This window comes from Heyndrickxia coagulans 36D1 (assembly GCF_000169195.2).
Lineage (GTDB): Bacteria > Bacillota > Bacilli > Bacillales > Bacillaceae_C > Weizmannia > Weizmannia faecalis.
The window spans coordinates 2,145,512-2,168,273 of the sequence record NC_016023.1; the positions used below are offsets into that span (position 1 = coordinate 2,145,512).

Genomic DNA, 22,762 nt, shown 5'->3' on the forward strand with positions numbered 1-22,762 from the left:
AACGTTATCAAATGGAAAATGTTGGTACTCCATTTCCTGCCGCCTGGTCTTGACGAAATGAATGAAAAAATTTTTACCACGTTTTTGCCTGCTGTAAAACATAATCATCTTGCGAATTGGTGCGCGGCTTGGTATAAAACTTAATGCCGCCAGCCCGCAACGACAAATCCACAGTTTAAAAAAATTTCCTTTTTCACGAAACTTAAACCATTTTTAAACGTAATGATTAGTAAGCAATCATGACCGGCGTCATCTGAAAGAAAATCCCAATCAAGGAAGGGGTGTGATGTTTATGGAAGTGTTCGGCGTGCCGATAGAGACGGCGTATTTGGCTGTACTGATCATTGCGGGATGCCTGACGGTGCTTTACCTTTTGTTCAATGACTTGCTTGGAGGAATGGCAGACGCTCTTCATTTTATCCATCCAGCTTTGATTTTGGCATTTTTTACTTTTTTCTCGGCAGGCGGGTATATTTTGGAAAAAGTGACACCGCTTTCCCACGTGCTGATTATGGTCGTTTCCGCCGTGATCGCGGTGATTCTTGATATTCTGCTCAATGTGTTTGTACTTGTTCCGCTGTCTTCGGCTGAAGAATCGCTTGTTTACACGGAAGATTCGCTGAAAGGGAGGGTTGGGAAAACGATTCTTTCGATTCCGAAAGCCGGTTTTGGTGAAGTGGTGATTGACAGCAAAACAGGAACCATCTCCAAGCCGGCAGCCAGCATACAGGACGAGGAAATTAAAGAAGGGACGCAGGTATTGGTGATTGAAGTGAAAAATGGCGTTTTATATGTCGTGCCCTACGAAAATTATCGATTGAAAATTGAAAATTTTAGACAATTATAAGGAGGGATCCGCATGTTTGCGAGCGGAATTTGGATTGTCATCGGTGTTGTTGTATTTTTGGTGCTTGCCCTTATCGGCGTCTTTATTTCAAAATACCGAACTGCAGGGCCGGATGAAGCGTTAATCGTGACAGGGAGTTTTCTTGGCGGTAAAAATGTCCATGTCGACGAAGCTGGAAATAAAATTAAAATCATTCGTGGCGGCGGTACATTTGTGTTCCCGGTATTCCAGCAGGCAAAACCGCTCAGCTTATTATCGAGCAAGCTGGAAGTGACCACCCCGGAAGTCTACACCGAACAAGGTGTCCCGGTGATGGCAGATGGAATTGCCATTATTAAAATCGGCGGGTCGATCGGTGAAATTGCCACAGCTGCCGAACAATTTCTCGGGAAATCAAAAGAAGACCGCGAAAATGAAGCGCGGGAAGTTTTGGAAGGCCATTTGCGCTCAATTCTCGGTTCGATGACGGTTGAAGAAATTTATAAAAACCGTGATAAGTTTTCACAGGAAGTCCAGCGTGTTGCCTCACAGGATTTGGCAAAAATGGGGCTTATCATCGTGTCGTTCACGATTAAAGAAGTGAAGGATAAAAACGGCTACCTTGATGCGCTTGGCAAACCGCGGATTGCCCAGGTCAAGCGCGATGCGGATATTGCCACGGCAGAAGCCGAAAAAGAAACGAGAATCCGGAAAGCGGAAGCATTAAAAGAAGCAAAACGCGCAGAACTGGAGCGGGCAACTGAAATTGCGGAAGCGGAGAAGTTCAACCAGTTGAAAATTGCCGAGTTCCGCCGCGAACAGGACATCGCAAGGGCAAAAGCCGACCAGGCATACGATTTGGAAACGGCCCGGTCGAAACAGGAAGTCACCGCACAGGAAATGGAAATCAAGATCATCGAGCGGCAAAAACAAATCGAGCTCGAAGAAAAAGAAATTTTGCGGCGTGAACGGCAATACGACTCCGAAGTCAAGAAAAAAGCGGATGCAGACCGTTATTCGGTTGAGCAGGCTGCAGTTGCAGAAAAAACGAAACAAATGGCAGAAGCCGACGCCCACAAATACCGGGTGGAAGCGATGGCGAAAGCGGAAGGGGAACGCGTCCGCATTGATGGTATGGCTAAAGCCGATGCCCAGCGCGCCCAAGGGGAATCGGAAGCCGAAGTCATCCGTCTCAAAGGGCTGGCCGAAGCGGAAACAAAACGAAAAATTGCGGAAGCATACGAACAGTTCGGCCAGGCGGCTGTGCTCGATATGATTTTGAAAGTGCTGCCTGAATATGCGAAACAAGTAGCGGCCCCGCTTTCCAATATTGACCAAATCACCGTTGTCGATACCGGAAGCGGCGCAAACGGCGGTGCAAATAAGATCACCGGCTATGCAACCGATTTGATGTCGACCTTACAGGAAACTTTGAAAGCGTCAAGCGGCATTGATGTCCGGGAAATGCTGGAAGGCCTTTCCGGGATCAAACTGCAACAAACAGCTGAACCGGAACCGGCAGCTTTGGAACAAAGCACAAAAGGGTGAAAAAGCGGCGTGTTTCTGCCAAATTAAAAGGCAAAAGCACGCCGTTTCTTTAGAAAAACAAATGTGTCCGGTTATTTTCCGGCCCCCGCAGTCATTTTATGGATGAACTGGAGGGAGCGGCCTGCGCCGACTACGACGGATTGCAGCGGGTTTGGCGCGAGATGGACAGGCACGGAAATTTCATTGCTCAGCCATTCCTGCATGCCTTGAAGGAGGGCGCCTCCCCCTGTTAAAACAATCCCGCGGTCCACAATATCGCCGCTTAACTCTGCCGGGCAGTCTTCCAGTGTAGCCCGGACCGTTTCCAAAATTTGGAGCAGGGAATCGCGGAGCGAAGCCTGAATTTCCAACGAACTTAAGGTGATGGTTCGCGGCAGCCCTGTCACGAGATCGCGCCCGCGGACATCCAGCGTTTGTTCCGGATGGTCGACAAGGGCATGCCCGATTTCCATTTTAATTTTTTCCGCTGTCCGCTCGCCGATCAGCAGATTATACGTTTTTCTGACATGCTGCATAATATCATCGTCCATTTTATCGCCGCCGATGCGGATCGTGTTATACGTCACGACGCCGCCGAAGGAAATAATGGCGACTTCCGTAGTGCCGCCGCCGATATCGACAATCACGTTGGCGATCGGCTCGTCCACGGGAAGATCGGCACCAATAGCGGCAGCAACCGGTTCTTCAATCAAATGGACGGTTTTTGCCCCGCTGTTTTTGACGACATCTTCAATGGCCCGCCGTTCAACCGATGTTGCGCCTGATGGGACGCATACTACGACGTTCGGTTTGCGGATCGAGATGCCGCTTTGCTGATTGATTTTTTTCATAATTTGTTTCAGCATTTCTGTTGTCATATCGAAATCAGCGATTACCCCGCCTTTTAAAGGGCGGATGACAGTAATTTTTTCAGGTGTTTTTCCGATCATCGCTTTGGCTTCCTGCCCGAAAGCGAGCACCTGCCTTGTCGAATGGTCAATCGCCACAACGGACGGCTCGTCTAAAATAACGCCTTCTTTTTTCGAATATACTAAAACATTTGCAGTTCCTAGATCGATCCCAATTTCATTCCCTGAAAACATGCATGTCACCTAACCTTCATCGTCTTTTCGCTCGGATTAACTGTAGTCTCTCCCATTTAGTATAGCTTTTTTTGTTCGTTCTGAAAGGTTACATTTTCTTCCATTCTCTTATGTTACAAAAATATGATCGCGGCAAGTCCATAAAATATGCGAAAAACAGCTTCAGCCGGCACCCCAAATTTAATCTTTTTGTAATTTTATTCACAATGGAGGACAGGAAAAAATTCCTTTTTGTTTCAAAAGGAATTTTTTCTAAACAAGAATCACAGCGGCATTTTTGACAAATAGCGCGCCAATTCTTCACTTTGTTGTTTCCGCAGCACCCGCTGTTCGGCGCGCTGGATAGCTGTTTGGTTTAACCATCGTTCCTCATCGGTTTCCGGGATGATTTCCGGCACCGGTGTAGGTTTTCCATCCTCATCCAGTGCGACAAAGGTCAAAAAAGAAATGGCGGCAATTTTTGTCTCTTCTGTTTTCAAATCTTCCGCACTGACCTTTACAAATACTTCCATCGATGTCCGCCCTGTCCGGCTGACCATGGCTTCTACTGTAACGACGTTTCCGACGCGGATCGGTGCGATAAAATCAACGGAGTCGGTCGAAGCCGTGACAACGGTGCATCTTGCCAATTTGGCCGCGGCGATCGATGCAGTATCATCAATATACGCCATCAGTTTTCCTCCGAACAGTGTGCCAAGATGGTTTGTGTCCGGGGGAAAAACATAACTGGTCCTTACTGTGCGGGTTTCCCGCATGTATTTCTTCGGTCTGTCTTCCAAAAGTCTCACTCCAATATGTCGGCGCTGTCAAACGCGATTCAAATTTCCTTTTACCATATAAAAATTATAGCAAAATCAGTTGGCATATACGAACAAAAATGAATAGAAAAAAGGCTTTCATCCGGAATTTTTTCAAAAGAAAAATCAGGCCCGGCACCTCAACCTGATTTTTGCATGCTCATTTCTTTTTTTTCTCGTCTTCCACATAAGGATCTTTTTCGTTTCGGGGCAGATCCCCGAACGGCGTCATCGTACGGGTTTCATCCAATTCTTCTTCGTATTCTTTGTATTCCTCATTTGGATAGATTTCCACGTTTTTCCCGTTGATGTCATTGCCGGAAAAGTTTTCGAAATCTTCCACATAGCCGTCATGGTCATCCGATTCCGTATACATATCATTGTAACTGTCCGGCGGGGTTTCAAAATCGGAAGGGGACTCGGATGTGCCCCATTTTGCGACAGCCTGCCAGGCGTCTTCCGCGTCAAAAGCGACCGATTCATCTTTGCCTCCATCAAAAACGAATTTTCCCCACGGTGGATTCAGCACGTTTTCTTCAACCGGGCGGTGCTTTGGAATGGTCCGATCCGGGGTGTGCTCTTTGCAGTACAGCGTGGAAGGAAGCGTTTCAAGCCGCTCAAGCGGGATCTCTTTGCCGCATTCTTTGCATCTTCCGTAAGTGCCGTCCTCAATGGCTTTGAGGGCCGCTTTGATTTTTTCCACTTCATATTCAGCGTGGTCATTTAAAGCAATATCTTTTTCCCGCTCGAACAGTTCGGTACCGGTATCGGCGGGATGATTATCGTAACTGGACAGTTCCCCGACAGAATCGTAAGGGTGTGCCGTTTCCGTTTGGAAATGGTCATTTTTCCCGAATTCCGCTTCAAATTCTTTCAACTGCGCGGTTAAAATGGAACGGAAATGCGCCAGTTGTTCTTTAGTCAGCATACTCACCACTTCTTTCTTTAAAAAAGATGGATTCAATCGTGTTAGAGTCTATTTACCACCGGGAAAAAGTCCGCAAACTTTTCTAAAACTAGTATGGTTCAAAATGCCGCTGTTCATGAAAAAAAGTCTGCCCGTTTAAACAGACAGACTTTTTTAGCAAATTGTGCATGGATCGTGCCCGTTTTTTCAAGCAGACAGGCGTTTCTTTTCATATTGGCGAAACATCAGCACATACATCCCCGCGCTCATGACCGCAAGCACGGCCAGAATGGAAAACGTTCCTTTATAGCCGATCCAGCCGGCAAGCGGGATGGAAACAGGGGCAATTGTACGCCCGATTGTATTGCGCAAGCTGGCAGCGGCAAAATATTGCGCGCGCATTTCAGGCGGGGAAAGCTTCGAAACAAAGTCTTGCTGGATCCCCGTCACAATCAGTTCGCCAAGCGAGAACAACAGCATCGAGAAAATAAAGCCGATGCTTGAAATCCAGACACCAAACAAATAAATCGAAATGGCATACAGGAGGGAGGAAAGGACAAACACATTCCGTTCCCGGTACCTCGTCACCCATTTCGTCGCCGCTACTGAAAAAAGCGCGACAATCAGCCCGTTTTCGGATAAAATAAAACCGTACAGCTGCTCGCCGGTAAAGTGGAGCAGATGAAGCAAATCTGCTTCAGGAATGGCCTGCTTTGTAAATACCGGCAAAATTAAATCAAGCTGCATATACGTTTGGGAAATCAGGATTCCGGCCAAAATAAACAACATAAATATTTTATCTTTGACAATCACCTGGTAGCTCTTTGCCTGTTCCATCAGCGTACTGTACCATTTTTTACGAACGCGTTGCTGCCCGCCTGCCCAAACCGGTGCTGTTTCCCGCGTATATTTGACGAGCAGGACGCCAAGCAGAAAACAGGCAATAGCAGCAAAAACAAGCAGTTCAAAACGGTAATCCGCAAAAAATATCCCGCCGATTGCCGGGCCGATGACGACGGAAATGTTCATAGATGTATAAAAAACGGCAAACACATGACTCCGGTTTTTCTCATCCACAACATCGGCAATCATTGCCTGGCTTGCCGGATAATAAAAAGAACCGAAAACGCCGGCAGCCGTAAAGCAAATAAAAGCTGTCACGGCGGAATGGAACCATGGCGAATTGGCAAATCCGAAAATGAAAAAAGACACGCCCTGCCCGATTGAGGCCACGACCATCATTTTCTTTCTACCAAAGCGGTCGGCGTAGTATCCTCCGAGCAAATTGGCAATGACGGAAAAAACTTGTGAGGCAATCAGCAGGACACCCGCAAGCCCGGCCCCAAACGCCTCGGTGAAATAAATGGTCAGAAAGGGGAAAAACATCCAAAAGGTGATATTCATCAAGGATTCCCCAAGCAGGCGGACTTTTAAATTTTGATCCCAGTCACGTATTCTCATAAAAATTTCCTCATCTGTCCAGAATTGGTATCAACCCTATGATACCAGAAAAAGCGGGGAAAACAATGAAGAAAGTTACAGGACCGGGCAAGGCATTGAAAGGGGGATTGCCAGATGTACCGGATAAAACGAATTTATGAAGAGCCCGGCGGGGACGGCAAACGTGTGCTGGTCGACCGCCTCTGGCCGCGCGGCATATCAAAAGAAAAAGCGGCACTCGATGCCTGGATGAAGACAGTTGCACCGACGAGTTCCCTCAGGAAAAAATTCAACCATAATCCTGCGCTTTTTGCTGAATTTGCTGCGCTTTATAAGGAAGAGCTGGACCGGCTGGAAGACAGAACGGAACTGGACCGGCTGATCGAATGGGGAAAGGCCGGAACGGTGACATTGCTCTACGCGGCAAAAGACGAAAAGCACAACCAGGCGGTGGTGTTAAAAGAATACCTCGAAGGCCGGGCATAATCGAAAGGCGCCGCATACGTTGCGGCGCCTGTTATTATGGGTTGTGCATACGGTTTTTAAACGCTTCGTGCGGGATCATTTGCTCTTCGTCATAGTTGCTGTCTTTGTGCTGCTTTTCATCGGTCATCTGGTCTTTTGGAAAACGACCCGGATGGCCTTTTCTTTTATGGTCGAACATTTCTCCGCGTCCCATCATCGTTCCCCCTTCCTGCCTATAGCGTCCCTTAAACATAAGGAAATATGTACCCGAATACGGTATAATAGTAAAAAAGCGAAAGGGGTGCCGACCTGTGGATTTCACCAGAATGACGGAAGATAAAATCCGGAAAGCGTATGAAGAAGGGCAATTTGAAAATCTGCCGGGGTACGGAAAGCCACTTCCGAAAGACCCGCTTTCCGGCGTGCCGGAAGATTTGCGGATGGCTTACCGGATTTTACAGAACGCCGGTTTTTCCCCGGAAGAAGCCAATTTAAAGAAAGAACTGCTTTCCATTGAAGATTTAATCAAACAATCTGAAAATGAAATAGAAAAAGAAGGATTACAAAAGAAACTGAGCGAGAAACTGCTGGCGTATAACCAAATGCTCTCCAAAAAACGGATCAAAACAAACAGCGCCATTTTTAAAAATTATCAGGATAAAATTGAAAAAAAGCTGTTTGATTAAGGGATGCCGCGAACACGACCGGAAGTGAAGCGGTTCCGTTTCAGGCAGCTCGTTAGAAAATGGGCGGCGTCCTGGATGAGGTACAGGGCGCCGTTGAATTGTAATCGCCTACTAAAGCCCAGGGAACGGAAATCAGCTGTCCCATTTACAAGGGCGTTTAAAAACCGCATCATTTTTCCCGCTTTTTTTACTATAAATTGCCGCCATCCATCCGATATAATGAAAGAAGACATTATGATATTCAGGTGAAAAAAATGGATAAATCATCAATTATTGGCGTAATTCTGGGTGTTGTGGCAATTGGTACCGGCATGGTGTTAAAAGGGGTAAGCCCGGCTGTCCTCGTCAACCCGGCTGCCCTTTTGATTATACTGGCGGGAACGGCTGCGTCCGTCATTATCGGTTTCCCAATGAGTGAATTGAAAAAAGTTCCGAAACTGTTGAAGATTATTTTTACGGAACAAAAACTGATGAGCACGGAAGAAATGATCCGCTTTTTTTCCGACTGGGCTCAGACTGCCCGGAGAGAAGGGCTGCTGGCGCTTGAAGCAAGGCTGGATGAAGTCGATGACGCTTTTTTGAAAAACGGCCTGAGCCTTGCGATTGACGGGCAGAGCGCCGAATATATCCGCGATGTGCTGAGCGAAGAAATTGAAGCAATGGAAGAAAGGCATCAGATGGGGGCTGCCATTTTTTCCCAGGCGGGCACATATGCCCCGACACTCGGGGTGCTCGGTGCCGTATTGGGGCTGATCGCCGCTCTCGGAAATATGTCGGATACAGAAGTGCTCGGGCATGCCATTTCTGCCGCATTCGTGGCCACATTGCTCGGGATTTTTACCGGCTACGTATTGTGGCATCCGTTTGCCAATAAATTAAAACGGAAGTCCAAAAACGAAGCAAAAAACAAGGAAATTATGTTGGAAGGGATTCTCTCCATCCTGGCAGGCGAATCCCCGCGCGTGATCGAACAGAAACTGGCGTCTTATTTGCCGAATGAAGAACGGATCAGACTGATGGAAGAGATTACAGAAGGTAGCGTGGCGACAAATGAGTAAAAAGCGGAAGAAAAGACAAGAAGAAGAGGGAAACAGCGAGGCATGGCTCCTGCCTTATTCCGACTTTTTAACATTGCTCCTTGCCCTGTTTATCGTCCTGTTCGCAATGAGTTCCATCGACGCCCAGAAATTCCAAAAATTTTCTAAAGTCTTAAACGGCGTGTTTGTCGGCGGGACGAGCTTTTTCGATTATACGAAGCAGACATCCGGGGATGATAACAGCACATCCGACACAGAAAAATTTCTCGAGCAAAAGAAAAATGATGCACAAAAAAACGGGGACAGCACAACGAATGGTTCAAAAAGCAACAGCACAACAGATGCATCAAATGGGCAAGGGGATGCCCAATTAAAAGAAACCCAGCAAAGAATCAACACGTACATAGCGCACAATAAATTGGAAGGAAAGTTTGAAACGTCTTTGACAGGCGAAGGGCTTTTGATTACGATCCGCGACAATGTCCTGTTTGATTCGGGAAAAGCGGAGGTCCGGAAAGAAGATATCAAAACTGCCAAAGCCCTTTCCAATTTGCTCGTGATGGACCCGCCAAGAAGCATTATCGTCAGCGGCCATACGGACAATGTGCCGATCCATAACTCTGTTTTCCAATCAAACTGGGACTTAAGCGTGATGCGCGCAACCAATTTTCTAAAGATCATTTTAGAAAATAAAAATTTAAATCCAAAATATTTTTCGGCAAAAGGATATGGGGAATACCATCCGATTGCATCGAATGATACGCAAGGCGGCCGGGCAAAAAACCGGCGGGTGGAAGTGCTCATTCTCCCGAAAAATGAGAAAGGAAACGACTGGTAAAACCACGCAAAAAGAGCGCCCGGATCCGTATTTCCAATCGCCCCATCGTTCCGTGAAGCAAACTGTTTGTTTAAAACCGCACAAACGAGGTAAAATATAAACGTCCCAAAGATTAGAAAAGGAGATGGTTCGATTGGCTAAAAAGATCGCTGTACTTGTCACCAATGAAGTGGAAGATTCAGAGTACACCGAACCGGTGAAAGCATATAAGGAAGCCGGCCATGAAATTGTCAATATTGAAATGGAAGCCGGAAAAACGGTAAAAGGGAAACACGGCACCGAAATCCATATTGACAAAGGCATCGATGATGTCAGCGTGGGTGATTTTGATGCCCTTCTGATTCCGGGTGGCTTTTCTCCGGACCAACTCCGCGCCGACGATCGCTTTGTCCAATTTGTAAAACAGTTTATGGATTCGAAAAAACCGGTGTTTGCAATCTGCCACGGCCCGCAGCTTTTGATTACAGCAAAAGCATTGGAAGGCCGGTCTGCTACAGGTTACAAATCGATCCGTGTTGACATGGAATATGCCGGTGCGAACTTCCGCGACGAAGAAGTTGTCGTATGCCAAAACCAACTTGTCACAAGCCGTACGCCGGATGACATCCCTGCATTTAACAGGGAATCGCTGAAACTCCTGAACGGATGAGCTTGTATGTAAAAACTGCTGCCTCTTTCCGGGCAGCAGTTTTTTTACTTTGCGCACAATGCAAATTAGGGATATGATAAATGGAGCGGGGAAACAGAAAATGAACTTTTACATAGAATAATGTTGCCATAATGAAAGGAAGTAGAAGATGATTACACTGAAATCGCAAAGAGAAATTGACATGATGAAAAAAGCAGGCAAACTGCTTGCTGATACGCATAAAAAAATTGCAAAAATGATCAAGCCGGGGATCACAACATGGGAAATTGAGGAATTTGTTGACCGTTATTTAAGGGAGCACGGGGCAACCCCTGAACAAAAGGGGTACCAAGGCTATCAGTATGCGACATGTGCAAGCATCAATGATGAAATTTGCCACGGGTTTCCGCGGAAAACGCCGTTAAAGGAAGGAGATATCGTCACGATTGATATGGTCGTCAACCTGAACGGCGCGCTGGCTGATTCCGCCTGGAGTTATCCGGTCGGAAAAGTAAGTGAGCAGACGCAAAAACTGCTTGATGTTACAAAAGAAGCGCTTTATAAAGGAATTGAACAGGCCAAACCGGGCAACCGGATCGGTGACATCGGCCACGCCATTCAGACGTATGTGGAAGCACAGGGGTTCTCGGTTGTCCGCAATTTTATCGGCCATGGCATCGGCCCGACGATCCACGAAAAACCGGAAGTGCCGCACTACGGGCTGCCGCATAAAGGACCGCGCATCAAAGAAGGGATGGTCATCACGATCGAGCCGATGGTGAATATCGGCAGCTATGAAACGAAGATGGATGACAACGGCTGGACAGCCCGAACCATGGACGGATCCCTTTCCGCACAGTATGAACATACCATTGCGATTACAAAAGACGGCATTGTGATCATTACGGATCAGGACGATTAATGCTGCACTGAACCCGGATCCGGCTGGAGTGCTGCACAGCGCCGGAAACCTAAAAAAGCTGGGAGGAATAAAGGCTCCCAGCTTTTTTACATTCCGAAACCGGCCGGCATTAATCTTTTTTCAGGCTGCCGAGCTCTTCCACGATGGCTTGCATTTCATTCGGGCTGAATGTATTTTTTTTCATCACCATTTCGTACAAATCAAACAAATCGTCATAATGGTCAATGCTAAACTGGGACGACTGCAGTGCCGCCGTGTTGACCATTTTTAATTTCGCTGTGATTGCTTGCACCATATAAGCCATATTTTGCGCTGTTTTTTCTGAAAGATCCAACATTTTCACCCTTTTCGTGTTTTTCATGTTTTTATTATACCGCATGGCGTGCCATCCGGAAACGTTTCATACGGAACGGAGAGGGAAATATAATGGTAAACCGGACGGACAGAGGGTGATGAAAATTGGATAAAATTGCACTCCAGGCAGAAAAAAAACGTTCAACCATTGCGGCTTTGGTAGAGAACTCAAAACGGAACGATATTACCGGGATGGCTGCACAGTTATCCTACTTTTTTCTTTTATCTCTATTTCCGCTATTGATTTTTTTGTTTACCTTGCTTCCTTATTTGCCGATTAAATCGGATGATGTGTTGAATATGGTCAGGCATTTTGCGCCAAGCCAGTCGTTTAAGCTGATCGAAACCACCTTGAAAGAAGTGCTGACCAACCGGCACGGCGGCCTGCTTTCTTTTGGGATGATCGCGACTTTGTGGTCCGCTTCCAACGGGATGAACGCGGTCATTAAAGCATTAAACCGGGCTTATAAAGTAGAGGAATCACGCCCGCCTGTCATGCAGCGGCTCATGTCGGTGATGCTGACGCTCGGGATGATCATCGTGTTTATAGCTGTTATTTTAATTCCTGTTTTCGGTGAGCAACTCATCCATTATGTGTTTTCTTACTTCGGGCTGCCGAATGATTTGAAAAATATGATCAATATTTTAAGATGGGTGCTCACGCCGGTCCTGCTGTTCATTGTGTTTGCCTTGTTGTACTTTTTTGCGCCGAATGAAAAATTCGGCTGCCTGACGGTTGTCCCCGGAGCCATTTTTGCAACAGTCGGCTGGATTGTGGCGTCACTCGCTTTATCGTTTTATGTCAGCCATTTCGGGAATTATAATGCCACATACGGAAGCCTCGGCGGAATGATCATCATGATGCTTTGGTTTTATATTAGCGGCATCATCCTCATTTTTGGCGGTGAACTGAATGCCGTTTTAAATGATAAACACAAAAATTGCTAATTTGGATCATTGCTTTTATGCGCATATTAAAAAAGCGGCAAGTTACCATGACATCTTAGTAAAAAGACGAAGCATTCTAAGTGAAGAAAGGCGTTCCAATTTCCGCCTGTCTTAACAGCGAAGCGTTCTAAGTTAAAACAGACGGACAAATTTCTTCGTTAGAGGAAGGCAGTCAAAATGCCGCGCGATCTAAACGCAGAGATCCCTGGATTAAGATCGCGGCCGGTTTTTCAGGTGGATCTTATCGCAGCCGTTCTCTGCAAAGGAGGCTGCGAAGAACGGCAAAAAAAGGCGAAGCCGGAAGCGGGCAGCTGTCAGGAGTGCCGGGGAACAGCAGCGGCCGTTTTTTTGAAACGGAAAATCAAAACGGACAAAACAAGCAATAGCATGCAAATCAGCAGGAAAAATACGGGCCCTTTTGTATATTTAATGATCACGCCACAAAAATAAGGGCCGGCCATGCTGCCAAAGCTGTACAGAATGCCGCACATGATGTTGCCGGCGGGAAGCAGCGGCCGTGGCAGCAGATCGGACAGGTAACTGATCCCGAGGGAAAACGTCGAGCCGACGGCCATACCGGCAACGAAAAAGCAGGCAAACAGCGCGATGGCGTTTGATTTGCTAAAAGCAGCCCCCGCAAAACAGGCGCAGCCGATCAAAAGGACTGCAATCAACACTTTTCGCCTTCCGAACCGGTCGCTTAACATGCCGAGCGGAAGTTGAAAAACGATGCTTCCGATCGAGAAGGCAGGGATAACCATGGAAACGGCATCGACATTTATTCCGTTTCTCAATGCATAAACCGGGAAACTGCTGTTTAAAGACGATTCCATGAATCCGTAACCGAGCGGCGGGAGCAATGCAACCCACGCCAATTTCCAGACCTTTCCAAAACGCTGAAATGTGGCCAGAAAAGAAACATTTTCCAAGTCTGCTTCCGGGTGCTCATTTTTTAAAAGAAAAACGGTCAGCCAGAAACAAAGGCTGATGATGGAGCAGGTAATAAAAGGAAGACGCTCATCCACATTTACAAGCCTTGTCATATATGGCCCGACGGCAAATCCAAGGCTGAAAAAAAGTCCGTATAGCGCGATGTTCCGCCCGAGCCGTCCTTTCCGGGAGAAAGACGTGATCCATGTCTGCGCCGAAAAATTCAGCATATGGTCTCCAATGCCGATGAAAAGGCGCAAAATAAACCAAAACCATAACGATTTCCAGGCCGGAAATAAAAGCAGTGAGGCAAAAACGGTCAGCCCGCCTGTTAAAATAAGCGGCTTATATCCGAATTTCCGCAGCGGCGCTTCCATGAGCGGCGACGCAAATAAAACACCGATATACAGGCCGGTTGCATTTAGCCCATTCAATGATGCATCAATTCCGTCTTTTTCAAAAATAATGGAAATCAGCGGCAAAAGCATGCCCTGTGTAAATCCGGAAACAGAAGTCATCAACACCAAAATCCAAAAACGCATATTTTCATAACGATTCATTGCTCTCACCCGGCTTGTTCTCGTTGTGCATTCGCTCTCTATAGCATAATCAGATCAGAAAAATTTGGCAAGCCAACCGATCTTTTGTAAAATTTTATAGAAAGCAGATAGGAGGATGGCTATGAATAAAATGTTTGCCATTATGGTGATCATCGGGGTTCCCGTCTCGGTTGCAGGCGCACTTCTACACTGGCCGAACGTGTTGATGTTTGCCGTTTACTGCCTGACCATCATTGCGCTGGCCAGTTTTATGGGCCGGGCAACCGAAAGTCTCGCGATTATAGCGGGTCCGCGGATCGGCGGCTTGTTAAATGCCACATTCGGAAATGCGGTGGAATTGATTATTTCATTGTTTTCCCTTGCGGCCGGGCTGCACCAGGTCGTGCTTGCTTCTTTGACAGGCTCTGTGCTCGGAAACTTGCTGCTTGTTGCAGGCATGTCGTTTTTGTTCGGGGGGATCAAATACAAACGCCAAAAATTCAACGTATATGATGCACGGCATAACTCAGGCCTTTTAATTTTCGCGATTTTTGTCGCTTTTGTGATTCCTGAAATTTTTTCCATGAAGATGTCAGAAGGGAAGACGGTCAGCCTCAGCATTGGCATTTCCATTATTTTAATCCTGCTTTACTTGTTTGCCCTGTTTTTTAAACTGGTGACACACCGCGGGATTTACCAGGACAGGGAAGCCCGGGTCAAGGAGCAGGAAGAACACGAAGAGCCGGAATGGTCAAAAGGAAAATCAATCATTGTGCTTGCCCTTGCGACGCTTGCAGTGGCTTATATCTCGGAAAATCTCGTACATACTTTTGAGTCCGTTGCAAAAAGTTTCGGATGGAGCGAAATGTTTATCGGGATTATCATCGTCGCCATTGTCGGGAATGCTGCGGAACATGCTTCGGCTATTTTGATGGCGGTGAAAAATAAAATGGACATTGCGGTTGAAATTGCATTCGGCTCCACACTTCAAGTGTCTATGTTTGTCGTCCCTGTCCTTGTGCTTGCATCCTTGTTTTTTGAAAAAGCCATGCCGCTTGTCTTTTCCATACCGGAGCTCGTCTCGATGATCGCTGCGGTCATGCTTACGATCATTTTGGCAAATGACGGCGAAACAAACTGGTTTGAAGGGGCTACTATGCTGGCAGCCTACATTATCATGGGGATCGGCTTTTACTTGCTGTAATGCCAGAAGTTGTCATGCGGCTAACCAGTTTTTTTAGTAACGCCGGAATTTTACCGGCCGTTATGGCATAGAGCGGCGAGTGCACGATGCATACAGGGATCAGGTTTTATTTGCTGGAAGCGGATATTTTAATCCGGGCAGGAAAAAATAACGGTACGTTCGTGAACCTCTTGTGAAAGGAGATAACATCAATGAAATGGATGCGGACGATCCTGATTTTCCTGCTCGCCGTACTTTTTGCTGCGCCGGCGGGAGAAGCAAAGCCGACAGAAAAACAGGTGCAAATTCCACAGTCGGTCCTAAACATTACAAAAGAAAATACGTATCCGAACTCGTCGCAAGATTTGCCCTACTTGCAGCCAAGCCAGTTTACCGAAACCTTGCTGAAAACGTCCAATGTGAGAATTGAAAATCCGAATCTCGTGCGGATGTTGAATGAAACAAGCGTGAACCGCTCGTTTTTATCGCTCGGTCTGCGCGCGAAAATTTACCTGGGCGAATGGCCGCTGAATTATGAATCCAGCGAAACGTCGCCAAACTGGCAATACCAAAAAATCAATACGAACTACTTTGATAACCGCGGCGGCGATGCCAATTATAAAATGCACTACGTCCAGGAAGCGCAAAAGATCGTGCGCGGCGGCCTGACTGCCAGGATTCCGCAAGCGGACGATGTCAAGAAAATGATGCTGTTAAAAGCAATGGAAAACTCGAAGTTGCCGCTTTCCTTTGACACGATTATCGGGGCCGGCACGAAAAAAGGCCATGAATACAATGTCCCGAAAAAACGGCTCGGCTATTTGTATGCATATGCCCCGGCCGTGAATGAAAAAGGAAAAGTCACATACGGCGAAGTGTACCTTGTCCTTAAAGGGACGAAACGGGAAATTTTGGTTAAAAACGTCACTTCCCACGGCATTGGTGCCTGGATTCCCATTCAGGACTATGTTTCGTTCAGTTTTTCTGTGAGCGAACAGCCGAAATAAAGAAGTTTATTTAGATTGGCCCGGGCAGGTTCACCGGATTTTGAGGAGGCCTGTCTCATGCCAATTTTCTATGGCAATCGCCAATAAGAAAGCTGTCTGAACGGCAGCTTTTTTCTGTGCGGAAAATGGGGTATACTATAATAAGAAAGAAGTACGTGAGGAGGATTTTTTTGGGGAAAGCGGTATATGACAAGGACCAGCAACTTACTTATTTAATGGAACGGCTGAATATCTTTTTGGAGGTTCTGAATTCGATTGATCCGGAAGCGGCAAGCCTTGAAGATATTGATCGGCTTATTCAAATGATCGATGAAATCGAAATGAAAATAGACCAATTCAAAAAGCGCAAACCGGCCCCTTCTTTGTAAAGGACGGTTTTTTATCTGGCAGCGGGGAATCCGGATGTGGACCGGGGAGAATACCGTTTTGGAACGATGTTGCCCTGTTTTTCAGCACTAACAGAAACTGCCAGCATTTCCGCCTGCAGAAATGAAAAAGATAAGGAAAACAACAAAGGAGTTTGGTTATGAGAAAAGTTTTTGCGACACTTTTTGCAGTGTTCCTGTTTTTTTCAGTATGCCCAGAGCGAGATGCTATTGCCATTTCCAACGCCCCGATCAACTGGGGATTTAACAAAGGCAAAAACGGGCAGCAGGCGGATGCCGGCGCCGCTTATAACGCCCTTTTGCAAAAATACGGTGTCATTTATAAAGGCAATCCGAATGACAAGTATGTGTATTTGACGTTTGACAATGGATACGAGAATGGGTACACCCCGAAAATACTCGATGTTCTGAAGAAAGAAAAAGTCCCCGCCATCTTTTTCGTCACCGGCCACTATTTAAAATCACAGCCGGATCTTGTGAAACGGATGGTGAAAGAAGGCCATATCATAGGCAACCACTCGTGGGGCCATCCGGACATGACACAGATTTCCGATGCGCAAGTACGTGAAGAATTGGAAAAAGTGAAAGCGGAAACCGCCCGTCTTACCGGCCAGAAAGAAATGAAATATTTGCGCCCGCCCCGCGGCATCCTGAGCGAGCGGACACTGAAACTGGGCAATGAAGAAGGCTACACCCATGTCCTCTGGTCACTGGCTTACCTCGACTGGGATGTAAACCGCCAGCGCGGCACACAATTTGCCTATGACAGTATCATGTCGCAAATCCACCCCGGGGCCATTATTTTGCTCCATACCGTTTCAAAAGACAATGCCAACGCTTTGGAACGCGTGATCAAAGACTTGAAAAAACAAGGCTACAAATTCAAAAGCATGGATGAGTTTATGAAAACCGAAAAATTGAAAAAGTAACCAAAGAGGGCTGCCTTAAAAGTGAAGGGCAGCTCTGTTTTTCTTGCCGGCCAGAAGAAAAAGTGCTTGCCGGGTCGAATGAGGGTTTGCTGCATAAGCAAAGTTCCTATGGCGCCGCGTTCACTGCCGCATGGGCGTCTAATTCGACAAATGCGCACGCGGATCTTTTGCTTTTGTCTAATTGAAAAAGCTAATTAGACAAAAGGCCGCGCCGCTCATCCGCAATTGTCTAATTGGAAACGCTAATTAGACGAATGAGCGTGCAGTCCTCCTGCAAATGTCCAATTGGCGGTTCTAATTAGACAAATGGGCGTGCCGCTTGCCTACATTTGTCCAATTGGCAGCTCTAATTAGACAAATGACCGTGGCACTCACCTGCATTTGTCTATATAAGATGAACTTAAGTTTTCGACAGCTCTAATCTAACAAGCAGCCGGTCAATAATTTTCTGACTTTTTTGGCTAGCTTGTTTCATAAATTCAGCCACGTGGGACCGGATTTGATAAAACTTGCTGAAAAAAACATTATTAACGACGTCTTGCTTCAGCCATTTCCATAATCCTTCCACTGGATTCAGCTCAGGGCTGTATTTAGGAAGATAGACAAACCTCAGCCGTGGATTTTCTTTCAGAAAATCCTTGATGACTTGTGCACTTTACTATTATCCAGGACCATTACAATTTTACCTTGTGGGTATTCGCTTAAAAGGAGTTCCAAAAATCGTTTAAAGGCCGAAGAGTTGCTTTTTTCTTCTTCATAATGCGTGACTTCGCCGGTTTCATAGTTTATTGCGGCGAACAATTTAGCACCTTTATGTTGGCCATATGTCATAATCTTTCGCTGCTGACCTTTCGGAAACCAGTTATACTGCAGGGCCTGATAAGCACGGATGAATGCTTCATCTTCGAATAACAAGTGATCAATGAGACCATTCTCCAGTTCCTTTTTCAACGCTGGAAAAGTGACTTCTTTGAACTCCTTTTGTTCGTCCGGATCAGCTTTTGCCAAAGTATACGTTGCCTTAGTGTAGCTGAATCCAAGCCTGTGTAACATCTCAGAAACGCCCTTGGGAGTAAAAGACTGCTGAAACTCTTGTTGAATCCAGTCGGCAATTAATTGGAGCGTCCAAGTGTATTTTGCTTCGAAACCGACTTCTGCAGGTGTTTTATTTACGATGGTATCGGCCAACTGTTCCTGTTGTTCTTTACTTAACTTTTCGGGTTTACCTGTTGTTTTTTTCATTTGTAGCCCGGAAATTCCACCTTCTTCATAAGAATGAAAGTATGCCATAACCGTCTGCCGATTACGTCCTATAATCTTAGCGATATCCATATAAGTATGGCCTTCTAGGTGTAATAGCACAGAAAGGTAACGCTCATAAAGACGTTTATCTTTTGTATTTTTCATTGCATTTCGTAAGGATTCAATTTCATGATTTACCATTTTTTCTCCATCCTTTTTGGTATAGTTACAGACTTTATACCCGAAAAAGGACCAAGAAATTGAGCAAAGATGATTAGTTCATCTTATATAATTGGAAATGTTAATTAGACAAATGACCACGCCGCTCATCTGCAATTGTCTAATTGGAAACGCTAATTAGACGAATGAGCGTGCAATCCTCCTGCAAATGTCCAATTGGCGGTTCTAATTAGACAAATGATCGTGGCACTCATCTGCTTTTATCTAATTGAAAAAGCTAATTAGACAAATGCCCGCGCTGCTCGCCCACGTTTGTCTAGTTGTTGGAAGGTCTAACTGTACAAATGCCCGCGCATCCCTCCTGCATTTGTCCCATTGAAAACCTAATTAGACAGATAACCGGCCGGGTCTCTTTATCCTGTGATGTTTTCATGCCGCGTTGAATCGGCAATGAAAAGGGCGAGCGCTTGTGCTATAATACTTAAAAACGAATTGAGAGGACGCCATGTGGGAGAAAATCGTTAAAATCAATGGCCCGTACAATTTTGACCGTGCGCTCGAAAGATTAAGCCTCGACCCGTTACAGGCGGTGGATCCGCTTAGTCGGACAGTGAAAATCCCGATATACGGCAAACAGCCGGAAACAGCGTCCATCACTGCAACCGGCACAACGGAGGAACCTGCCTTTCTCATCAAAGGCGAAAATCCGGATACCGCTGAAATCGTTGAGAAGCGGATTTTCCACCTTTTTCAGTGGGAGAAAGATATTGCAGGCATCACAAACCATTTTACCGGCACTGCCCTTGAACCGCTTTTTAAAGAACACCGCGGCACGCCGTTTGTGCTAGACTTTTCGCCATATGCCTGCCTGATCAAATGCATCATCCACCAGCAGCTCAATATGAAATTTGCCCATACGCTGACAGAGCGTTTCGTGTACCACTTTGGTTTTCAAAAAGACGGTGTCTGGTTTTATCCGTCTCCGGAAAAAACGGCTGCATTGCAAGTTGCAGATTTACGCGCCCTGCAGTTTAGCGAGCGGAAAGCAGAGTATGTAATCGGGCTTTCCAGATTGGTGGCATCAAGCGAACTCGACTTGGCAGAACTTGAAAAGAAACCGGATGAAGAAATCTTAAAAACGCTCGTGAAAATCCGCGGCATCGGCCCGTGGACCGTGCAAAATTTTCTCATGTTCGGGCTCGGCCGCCTGAATCACTTTCCAAAAGCCGACATTGGCATTCAAAAGGCATTGAAAAAACTTTTCCAGCTTGAGAAAAAACCGACTTATGAAGAAATGGACGCTTACGCAAAAGACTGGGAGCCTTATTTGAGTTATGCCTCCCTGTATTTATGGCGTAGCATTGAATAGAGGGACGGATTTTATGCAAAAACAAGTCATTATTAAACCAAAACAGCAATTCCCTTTGACGATCAAACGGCTCGGCATCAACGGGGAAGGGGTCGGCTATTTTAAACGGACGGTCGTTTTCGTGCCGGGTGCGCTGCCGGGCGAAGAGGTGGTCGTGGAAGCCAAACGGATACACCCGAAATATGTGGAAGGTATTGTCAAAAAGGTGCGCAAACGCTCGCCCCACCGGGTAAAAGCCCCGTGCCCGGTTTACGAGCAGTGCGGCGGTTGCCAGCTCCAGCACCTTGTGTACAAGCAGCAGCTCATCGAAAAACGCGACATTGTCATCCAGGCGCTCGAACGCCATACAAAGTTAAAAGTGGACGAACTCGATATCCGCCCGACGATCGGTATGGATAACCCATGGCTGTACCGGAACAAAAGCCAGTTCCAGCTCGGTGAAGACCATGGGAAAATCATTTCCGGCCTTTACAGCCTTGATTCTCACCGGCTGATCAACGTCCCGGAATGCATCGTCCAGCATCCGCTGACAAACAAAGTGACGCAAGTGGTGACACAAATTTTAAATGATTTCCATGTCCCGGTGTACAATGAAAAAACCGGGAAAGGCATCGTGCGAACCATTGTCACAAGGGTCGGCATCCAGACCGGCCAGGCCCAGGTTGTGCTGATTACGACCAAGCGGGAACTGCCGCGCAAAGATGTCATCCTTTCCGAGATCAAAAAGCGCCTGCCGGAAGTCGTATCGGTTGCGCAAAATGTGAACGCCAAAAAAACGTCGGTTATTTTCGGCGACGAAACGATTCATTTATCCGGAAAAGAAATCATTGAAGAACGGCTCGAAGAATTCACATACGAACTCTCCGCCCGCGCCTTTTTCCAGCTGAACCCGATCCAGACGGTGAAGCTTTACAATGAAGTGAAAAAAGCCGCTGCGTTGACTGGCAAGGAGAAAATTGCGGATACCTACTGCGGTGTCGGCACCATTGGCTTGTGGCTCGCGGATGGCGCATCCGAAATCCGCGGTATGGATGTGATTCCGGAAGCGATTGAAGATGCTAAGAAAAACGCCGCCGCCCACAACATCCCGAACGCCCATTACTTTGCCGGTAAAGCAGAAGTCCTCCTGCCAAAATGGCTGAACGAAGGCTGGCGCCCGGACGTTGTCATCGTCGACCCGCCGCGTTCGGGCTGTGACGAAGCCCTTTTACGGACGATTCTGAAGGTAAAACCAAAGAAATTTGTTTACGTGTCATGCAACCCTTCCACTTTGGCAAAGGACTTACACATACTGAGTAAAGCTTATAACATAGCCTATATGCAGCCTGTGGATATGTTTCCGCAAACGGTGCATGTTGAGTGCGTGGTATTGATGTCAAGGGTTGATAAATAGAAGGGCTGTAAATGCCTATAAATAAAGGGTTTCCAGATATTGAACTTTTCTGTAGGCTACTTTGCCGGAGGTGACAATATCTGGAGACCCTCATTTTTTATTGTTTGCGGGAACATATCAACTGCCCTGAAAGTAATAGGGTTGAGTTGACAGGTTAGATAACGCTTATTTTTGTAGGGGTTGAGGAGACAGGATAGATGTAAACTTCTGCTTAATTTTCTTCACTGTTTTCTATTTCTTTCAATGATACCCCGTCTTTAGTTTTCCATTCTACCAGTCCATTTACGTGGCCGCCAATGACAAAAGCAGCAGCATATGATGGACTACGGAATAAGATATTTTCTTGAAGTATGCCATTTTCATCTATTTTGGCTTTTTGTCTGCGGTCTTTAATTCCAGGCGGAATACTTTCAGAATCTATCGTTTCAATATGACTGCCTTGTAAGACGACAAAACCTTCGTTCGTTTGCTTACAGCTTGCTTCAATTACTTGTCCGCTCTTACGACTTTTTCGCTTCATAAAGAGAAGTAATTCCTCTTCAGCAGATTCTACTGTATTAGCTGGTTTAGGTTTATCTGTCAGTGGTTCGAATAATTTATGCCCAAGAGCACCCATTATAATTTTAGCGTAATCAATGAATTCTTCGAGCTCACTTTCTTTTTCCTCGGTTATATTTCCTGGAGTAGGGTCGTTTCCGTTCTTAACCACATACCGGTTTGCCTCTACTGCAAGCCCACAAAAACGATTCTCAAGATAACTTATCTCTGTGGGACCAAAGGAGTTATTGGACGTAGTAAATACAACAGCTTCTGTCCAATAATCCTTATCTGGATTTCGCTTGTGTTCTATTAACCGACAAAGAAGACCCTCTCCGTTTTTCCGAACACCGGCTTGCCCAATATATACCATATTGTCATCTGTTTGATCTGAAGTGCCAAATAAAAAGTAAACGCCGCTCTGGGATAAATCTTCGCGTCCTTTGCATTTATCTAGTTCAGTGCGAGGTATCTTGTAAGCAACGCCAGTCCAATTAGCCAAAGTACACTTTATTCTCCCATTTGGTGTGCCATCCATCAAAAACAGATTTATACTTTTTCCTCGTTTAGCCATAATCCTTTACCTCCC

23 protein-coding genes and 1 pseudogene are annotated in these 22,762 nt (G+C 46.3%); 15 read left to right on the forward strand and 9 right to left on the reverse strand.

What is annotated here, in order from left to right; all coding sequences use genetic code 11:
• Positions 1 to 286: 286 nt before the first annotated feature.
• A complete protein-coding gene (locus tag BCOA_RS27245; RefSeq protein WP_014097225.1) occupies positions 287 to 847 on the forward strand; it encodes an NfeD family protein in 561 nt (186 codons plus the stop codon).
• Between the two features lie 12 nt (positions 848 to 859).
• Entirely contained in the window at positions 860 to 2,374 is a 1,515-nt protein-coding gene (locus tag BCOA_RS27250; RefSeq protein WP_014097226.1) for a flotillin family protein, read from the forward strand.
• A gap of 71 nt (positions 2,375 to 2,445) precedes the next feature.
• Here the strand turns inward: BCOA_RS27250 and mreBH are convergent, their stop codons facing one another.
• The 4 genes from mreBH to BCOA_RS27270 form a co-directional block, all read right to left on the reverse strand.
• On the reverse strand, positions 2,446 to 3,456 hold the full coding sequence (gene mreBH, locus BCOA_RS27255) for a rod-share determining protein MreBH (protein WP_013860371.1): 1,011 nt from the start codon (positions 3,454 to 3,456) through the stop codon (positions 2,446 to 2,448).
• 263 nt (positions 3,457 to 3,719) lie between these two features.
• A complete protein-coding gene (locus BCOA_RS27260) occupies positions 3,720 to 4,235 on the reverse strand; it encodes an acyl-CoA thioesterase (RefSeq protein WP_014097227.1) in 516 nt (171 codons plus the stop codon).
• Between the two features lie 178 nt (positions 4,236 to 4,413).
• A complete protein-coding gene (locus BCOA_RS27265; protein WP_014097228.1) occupies positions 4,414 to 5,181 on the reverse strand; it encodes a TraR/DksA C4-type zinc finger protein in 768 nt (255 codons plus the stop codon).
• Positions 5,182 to 5,367: 186 nt separating this feature from the next.
• The gene (locus BCOA_RS27270; protein WP_014097229.1) at positions 5,368 to 6,621 is read right to left on the reverse strand and encodes an MDR family MFS transporter; all 1,254 of its coding nucleotides are present in this window, start codon (positions 6,619 to 6,621) and stop codon (positions 5,368 to 5,370) included.
• A gap of 114 nt (positions 6,622 to 6,735) precedes the next feature.
• On the opposite strand from BCOA_RS27270, the gene BCOA_RS27275 reads away from it, so the two are divergent.
• Positions 6,736 to 7,086 (forward strand): DUF488 domain-containing protein, encoded by a 351-nt coding sequence (locus BCOA_RS27275; RefSeq protein WP_014097230.1) that lies wholly within the window; start codon positions 6,736 to 6,738, stop codon positions 7,084 to 7,086.
• 34 nt (positions 7,087 to 7,120) lie between these two features.
• Here the strand turns inward: BCOA_RS27275 and BCOA_RS35365 are convergent, their stop codons facing one another.
• A complete protein-coding gene (locus BCOA_RS35365) occupies positions 7,121 to 7,279 on the reverse strand; it encodes a hypothetical protein (protein ID WP_014097231.1) in 159 nt (52 codons plus the stop codon).
• A 97-nt stretch (positions 7,280 to 7,376) separates the two neighbouring features.
• Here BCOA_RS35365 and BCOA_RS27280 point away from each other — a divergent pair, with 97 nt between their 5' ends.
• The 5 genes from BCOA_RS27280 to map all read left to right on the forward strand — a co-directional run bounded on the left by BCOA_RS27280 (position 7,377) and on the right by map (position 11,176).
• Positions 7,377 to 7,751, forward strand: coding sequence for a DnaJ family domain-containing protein (locus tag BCOA_RS27280; RefSeq protein WP_026684482.1), 375 nt, complete (start codon positions 7,377 to 7,379; stop codon positions 7,749 to 7,751).
• Between the two features lie 254 nt (positions 7,752 to 8,005).
• Complete coding sequence (gene motA, locus BCOA_RS27285) at positions 8,006 to 8,809, forward strand: flagellar motor stator protein MotA (RefSeq protein ID WP_014097233.1); 804 nt, start codon at positions 8,006 to 8,008, stop codon at positions 8,807 to 8,809.
• Positions 8,802 to 9,626: a flagellar motor protein MotB gene (gene motB / locus BCOA_RS27290; RefSeq protein WP_014097234.1), complete on the forward strand. Its 825-nt coding sequence runs from the start codon at positions 8,802 to 8,804 to the stop codon at positions 9,624 to 9,626. The genes motA and motB overlap by 8 nt, the downstream gene beginning before the upstream one ends.
• Positions 9,627 to 9,759: 133 nt before the next feature.
• Positions 9,760 to 10,275, forward strand: a complete 516-nt coding sequence (locus BCOA_RS27295; RefSeq protein ID WP_014097235.1) for a type 1 glutamine amidotransferase domain-containing protein — start codon at positions 9,760 to 9,762, stop codon at positions 10,273 to 10,275.
• Between the two features lie 148 nt (positions 10,276 to 10,423).
• Positions 10,424 to 11,176, forward strand: a complete 753-nt coding sequence (gene map, locus BCOA_RS27300; RefSeq protein ID WP_014097236.1) for a type I methionyl aminopeptidase — start codon at positions 10,424 to 10,426, stop codon at positions 11,174 to 11,176.
• A gap of 109 nt (positions 11,177 to 11,285) precedes the next feature.
• On the opposite strand, the gene BCOA_RS27305 is transcribed toward map, so the two are convergent.
• Positions 11,286 to 11,555: a DUF1128 domain-containing protein gene (locus BCOA_RS27305; protein WP_013860358.1), complete on the reverse strand. Its 270-nt coding sequence runs from the start codon at positions 11,553 to 11,555 to the stop codon at positions 11,286 to 11,288.
• 80 nt (positions 11,556 to 11,635) lie between these two features.
• On the opposite strand from BCOA_RS27305, the gene BCOA_RS27310 reads away from it, so the two are divergent.
• Positions 11,636 to 12,478: a YihY/virulence factor BrkB family protein gene (locus tag BCOA_RS27310; RefSeq protein ID WP_014097238.1), complete on the forward strand. Its 843-nt coding sequence runs from the start codon at positions 11,636 to 11,638 to the stop codon at positions 12,476 to 12,478.
• Between the two features lie 314 nt (positions 12,479 to 12,792).
• Here the strand turns inward: BCOA_RS27310 and BCOA_RS27315 are convergent, their stop codons facing one another.
• Entirely contained in the window at positions 12,793 to 13,977 is a 1,185-nt protein-coding gene (locus BCOA_RS27315) for an MFS transporter (RefSeq protein ID WP_014097240.1), read from the reverse strand.
• Between the two features lie 112 nt (positions 13,978 to 14,089).
• Here BCOA_RS27315 and cax point away from each other — a divergent pair, with 112 nt between their 5' ends.
• The 4 genes from cax (at position 14,090) to pdaA (ending at position 17,452) form a co-directional block, all read left to right on the forward strand.
• A complete protein-coding gene (gene cax, locus BCOA_RS27320; RefSeq protein WP_014097241.1) occupies positions 14,090 to 15,151 on the forward strand; it encodes a calcium/proton exchanger in 1,062 nt (353 codons plus the stop codon).
• A 191-nt stretch (positions 15,152 to 15,342) separates the two neighbouring features.
• The gene (locus tag BCOA_RS27325) at positions 15,343 to 16,137 is read left to right on the forward strand and encodes a YfkD famly protein (protein ID WP_014097242.1); all 795 of its coding nucleotides are present in this window, start codon (positions 15,343 to 15,345) and stop codon (positions 16,135 to 16,137) included.
• A gap of 170 nt (positions 16,138 to 16,307) precedes the next feature.
• Positions 16,308 to 16,505, forward strand: coding sequence for an SE1561 family protein (locus tag BCOA_RS27330; RefSeq protein ID WP_014097243.1), 198 nt, complete (start codon positions 16,308 to 16,310; stop codon positions 16,503 to 16,505).
• Between the two features lie 158 nt (positions 16,506 to 16,663).
• The gene (gene pdaA / locus BCOA_RS27335) at positions 16,664 to 17,452 is read left to right on the forward strand and encodes a delta-lactam-biosynthetic de-N-acetylase (protein ID WP_014097244.1); all 789 of its coding nucleotides are present in this window, start codon (positions 16,664 to 16,666) and stop codon (positions 17,450 to 17,452) included.
• A gap of 400 nt (positions 17,453 to 17,852) precedes the next feature.
• On the opposite strand, the pseudogene BCOA_RS34420 reads toward pdaA, so the two are convergent.
• Positions 17,853 to 18,895: pseudogene (locus BCOA_RS34420) on the reverse strand (IS630 family transposase).
• A 484-nt stretch (positions 18,896 to 19,379) separates the two neighbouring features.
• On the opposite strand from BCOA_RS34420, the gene BCOA_RS27345 reads away from it, so the two are divergent.
• Together BCOA_RS27345 and rlmD are read left to right on the forward strand one after the other, a co-directional pair.
• Positions 19,380 to 20,243, forward strand: coding sequence for a DNA-3-methyladenine glycosylase family protein (locus BCOA_RS27345; RefSeq protein WP_014097246.1), 864 nt, complete (start codon positions 19,380 to 19,382; stop codon positions 20,241 to 20,243).
• Between the two features lie 13 nt (positions 20,244 to 20,256).
• A complete protein-coding gene (rlmD, locus tag BCOA_RS27350) occupies positions 20,257 to 21,636 on the forward strand; it encodes a 23S rRNA (uracil(1939)-C(5))-methyltransferase RlmD (protein WP_014097247.1) in 1,380 nt (459 codons plus the stop codon).
• A 211-nt stretch (positions 21,637 to 21,847) separates the two neighbouring features.
• Here the strand turns inward: rlmD and BCOA_RS27355 are convergent, their stop codons facing one another.
• Positions 21,848 to 22,747: a GIY-YIG nuclease family protein gene (locus BCOA_RS27355; protein ID WP_014097248.1), complete on the reverse strand. Its 900-nt coding sequence runs from the start codon at positions 22,745 to 22,747 to the stop codon at positions 21,848 to 21,850.
• Between the last annotated feature and the right edge of the window lie 15 nt (positions 22,748 to 22,762).

What these genes read in the sequence shown, in the direction of transcription:
- pdaA (WP_014097244.1), top strand. Translation starts at nt 16,664, where the DNA reads ATGAGAAAAGTTTTTGCGACACTTTTTGCAGTGTTCCTGTTTTTTTCA.
- BCOA_RS27305 (WP_013860358.1), bottom strand. Translation starts at nt 11,555, where the DNA reads ATGCGGTATAATAAAAACATGAAAAACACGAAAAGGGTGAAAATGTTG.
- BCOA_RS27355 (WP_014097248.1), bottom strand. Translation starts at nt 22,747, where the DNA reads ATGGCTAAACGAGGAAAAAGTATAAATCTGTTTTTGATGGATGGCACA.
- motA (WP_014097233.1), top strand. Translation starts at nt 8,006, where the DNA reads ATGGATAAATCATCAATTATTGGCGTAATTCTGGGTGTTGTGGCAATT.
- BCOA_RS27250 (WP_014097226.1), top strand. Translation starts at nt 860, where the DNA reads ATGTTTGCGAGCGGAATTTGGATTGTCATCGGTGTTGTTGTATTTTTG.
- rlmD (WP_014097247.1), top strand. Translation starts at nt 20,257, where the DNA reads ATGCAAAAACAAGTCATTATTAAACCAAAACAGCAATTCCCTTTGACG.
- cax (WP_014097241.1), top strand. Translation starts at nt 14,090, where the DNA reads ATGAATAAAATGTTTGCCATTATGGTGATCATCGGGGTTCCCGTCTCG.
- BCOA_RS27270 (WP_014097229.1), bottom strand. Translation starts at nt 6,621, where the DNA reads ATGAGAATACGTGACTGGGATCAAAATTTAAAAGTCCGCCTGCTTGGG.
- BCOA_RS27265 (WP_014097228.1), bottom strand. Translation starts at nt 5,181, where the DNA reads ATGCTGACTAAAGAACAACTGGCGCATTTCCGTTCCATTTTAACCGCG.
- BCOA_RS35365 (WP_014097231.1), bottom strand. Translation starts at nt 7,279, where the DNA reads ATGGGACGCGGAGAAATGTTCGACCATAAAAGAAAAGGCCATCCGGGT.
- motB (WP_014097234.1), top strand. Translation starts at nt 8,802, where the DNA reads ATGAGTAAAAAGCGGAAGAAAAGACAAGAAGAAGAGGGAAACAGCGAG.
- mreBH (WP_013860371.1), bottom strand. Translation starts at nt 3,456, where the DNA reads ATGTTTTCAGGGAATGAAATTGGGATCGATCTAGGAACTGCAAATGTT.
- BCOA_RS27325 (WP_014097242.1), top strand. Translation starts at nt 15,343, where the DNA reads ATGAAATGGATGCGGACGATCCTGATTTTCCTGCTCGCCGTACTTTTT.
- BCOA_RS27275 (WP_014097230.1), top strand. Translation starts at nt 6,736, where the DNA reads ATGTACCGGATAAAACGAATTTATGAAGAGCCCGGCGGGGACGGCAAA.
- BCOA_RS27345 (WP_014097246.1), top strand. Translation starts at nt 19,380, where the DNA reads ATGTGGGAGAAAATCGTTAAAATCAATGGCCCGTACAATTTTGACCGT.
- BCOA_RS27245 (WP_014097225.1), top strand. Translation starts at nt 287, where the DNA reads ATGTTTATGGAAGTGTTCGGCGTGCCGATAGAGACGGCGTATTTGGCT.
- map (WP_014097236.1), top strand. Translation starts at nt 10,424, where the DNA reads ATGATTACACTGAAATCGCAAAGAGAAATTGACATGATGAAAAAAGCA.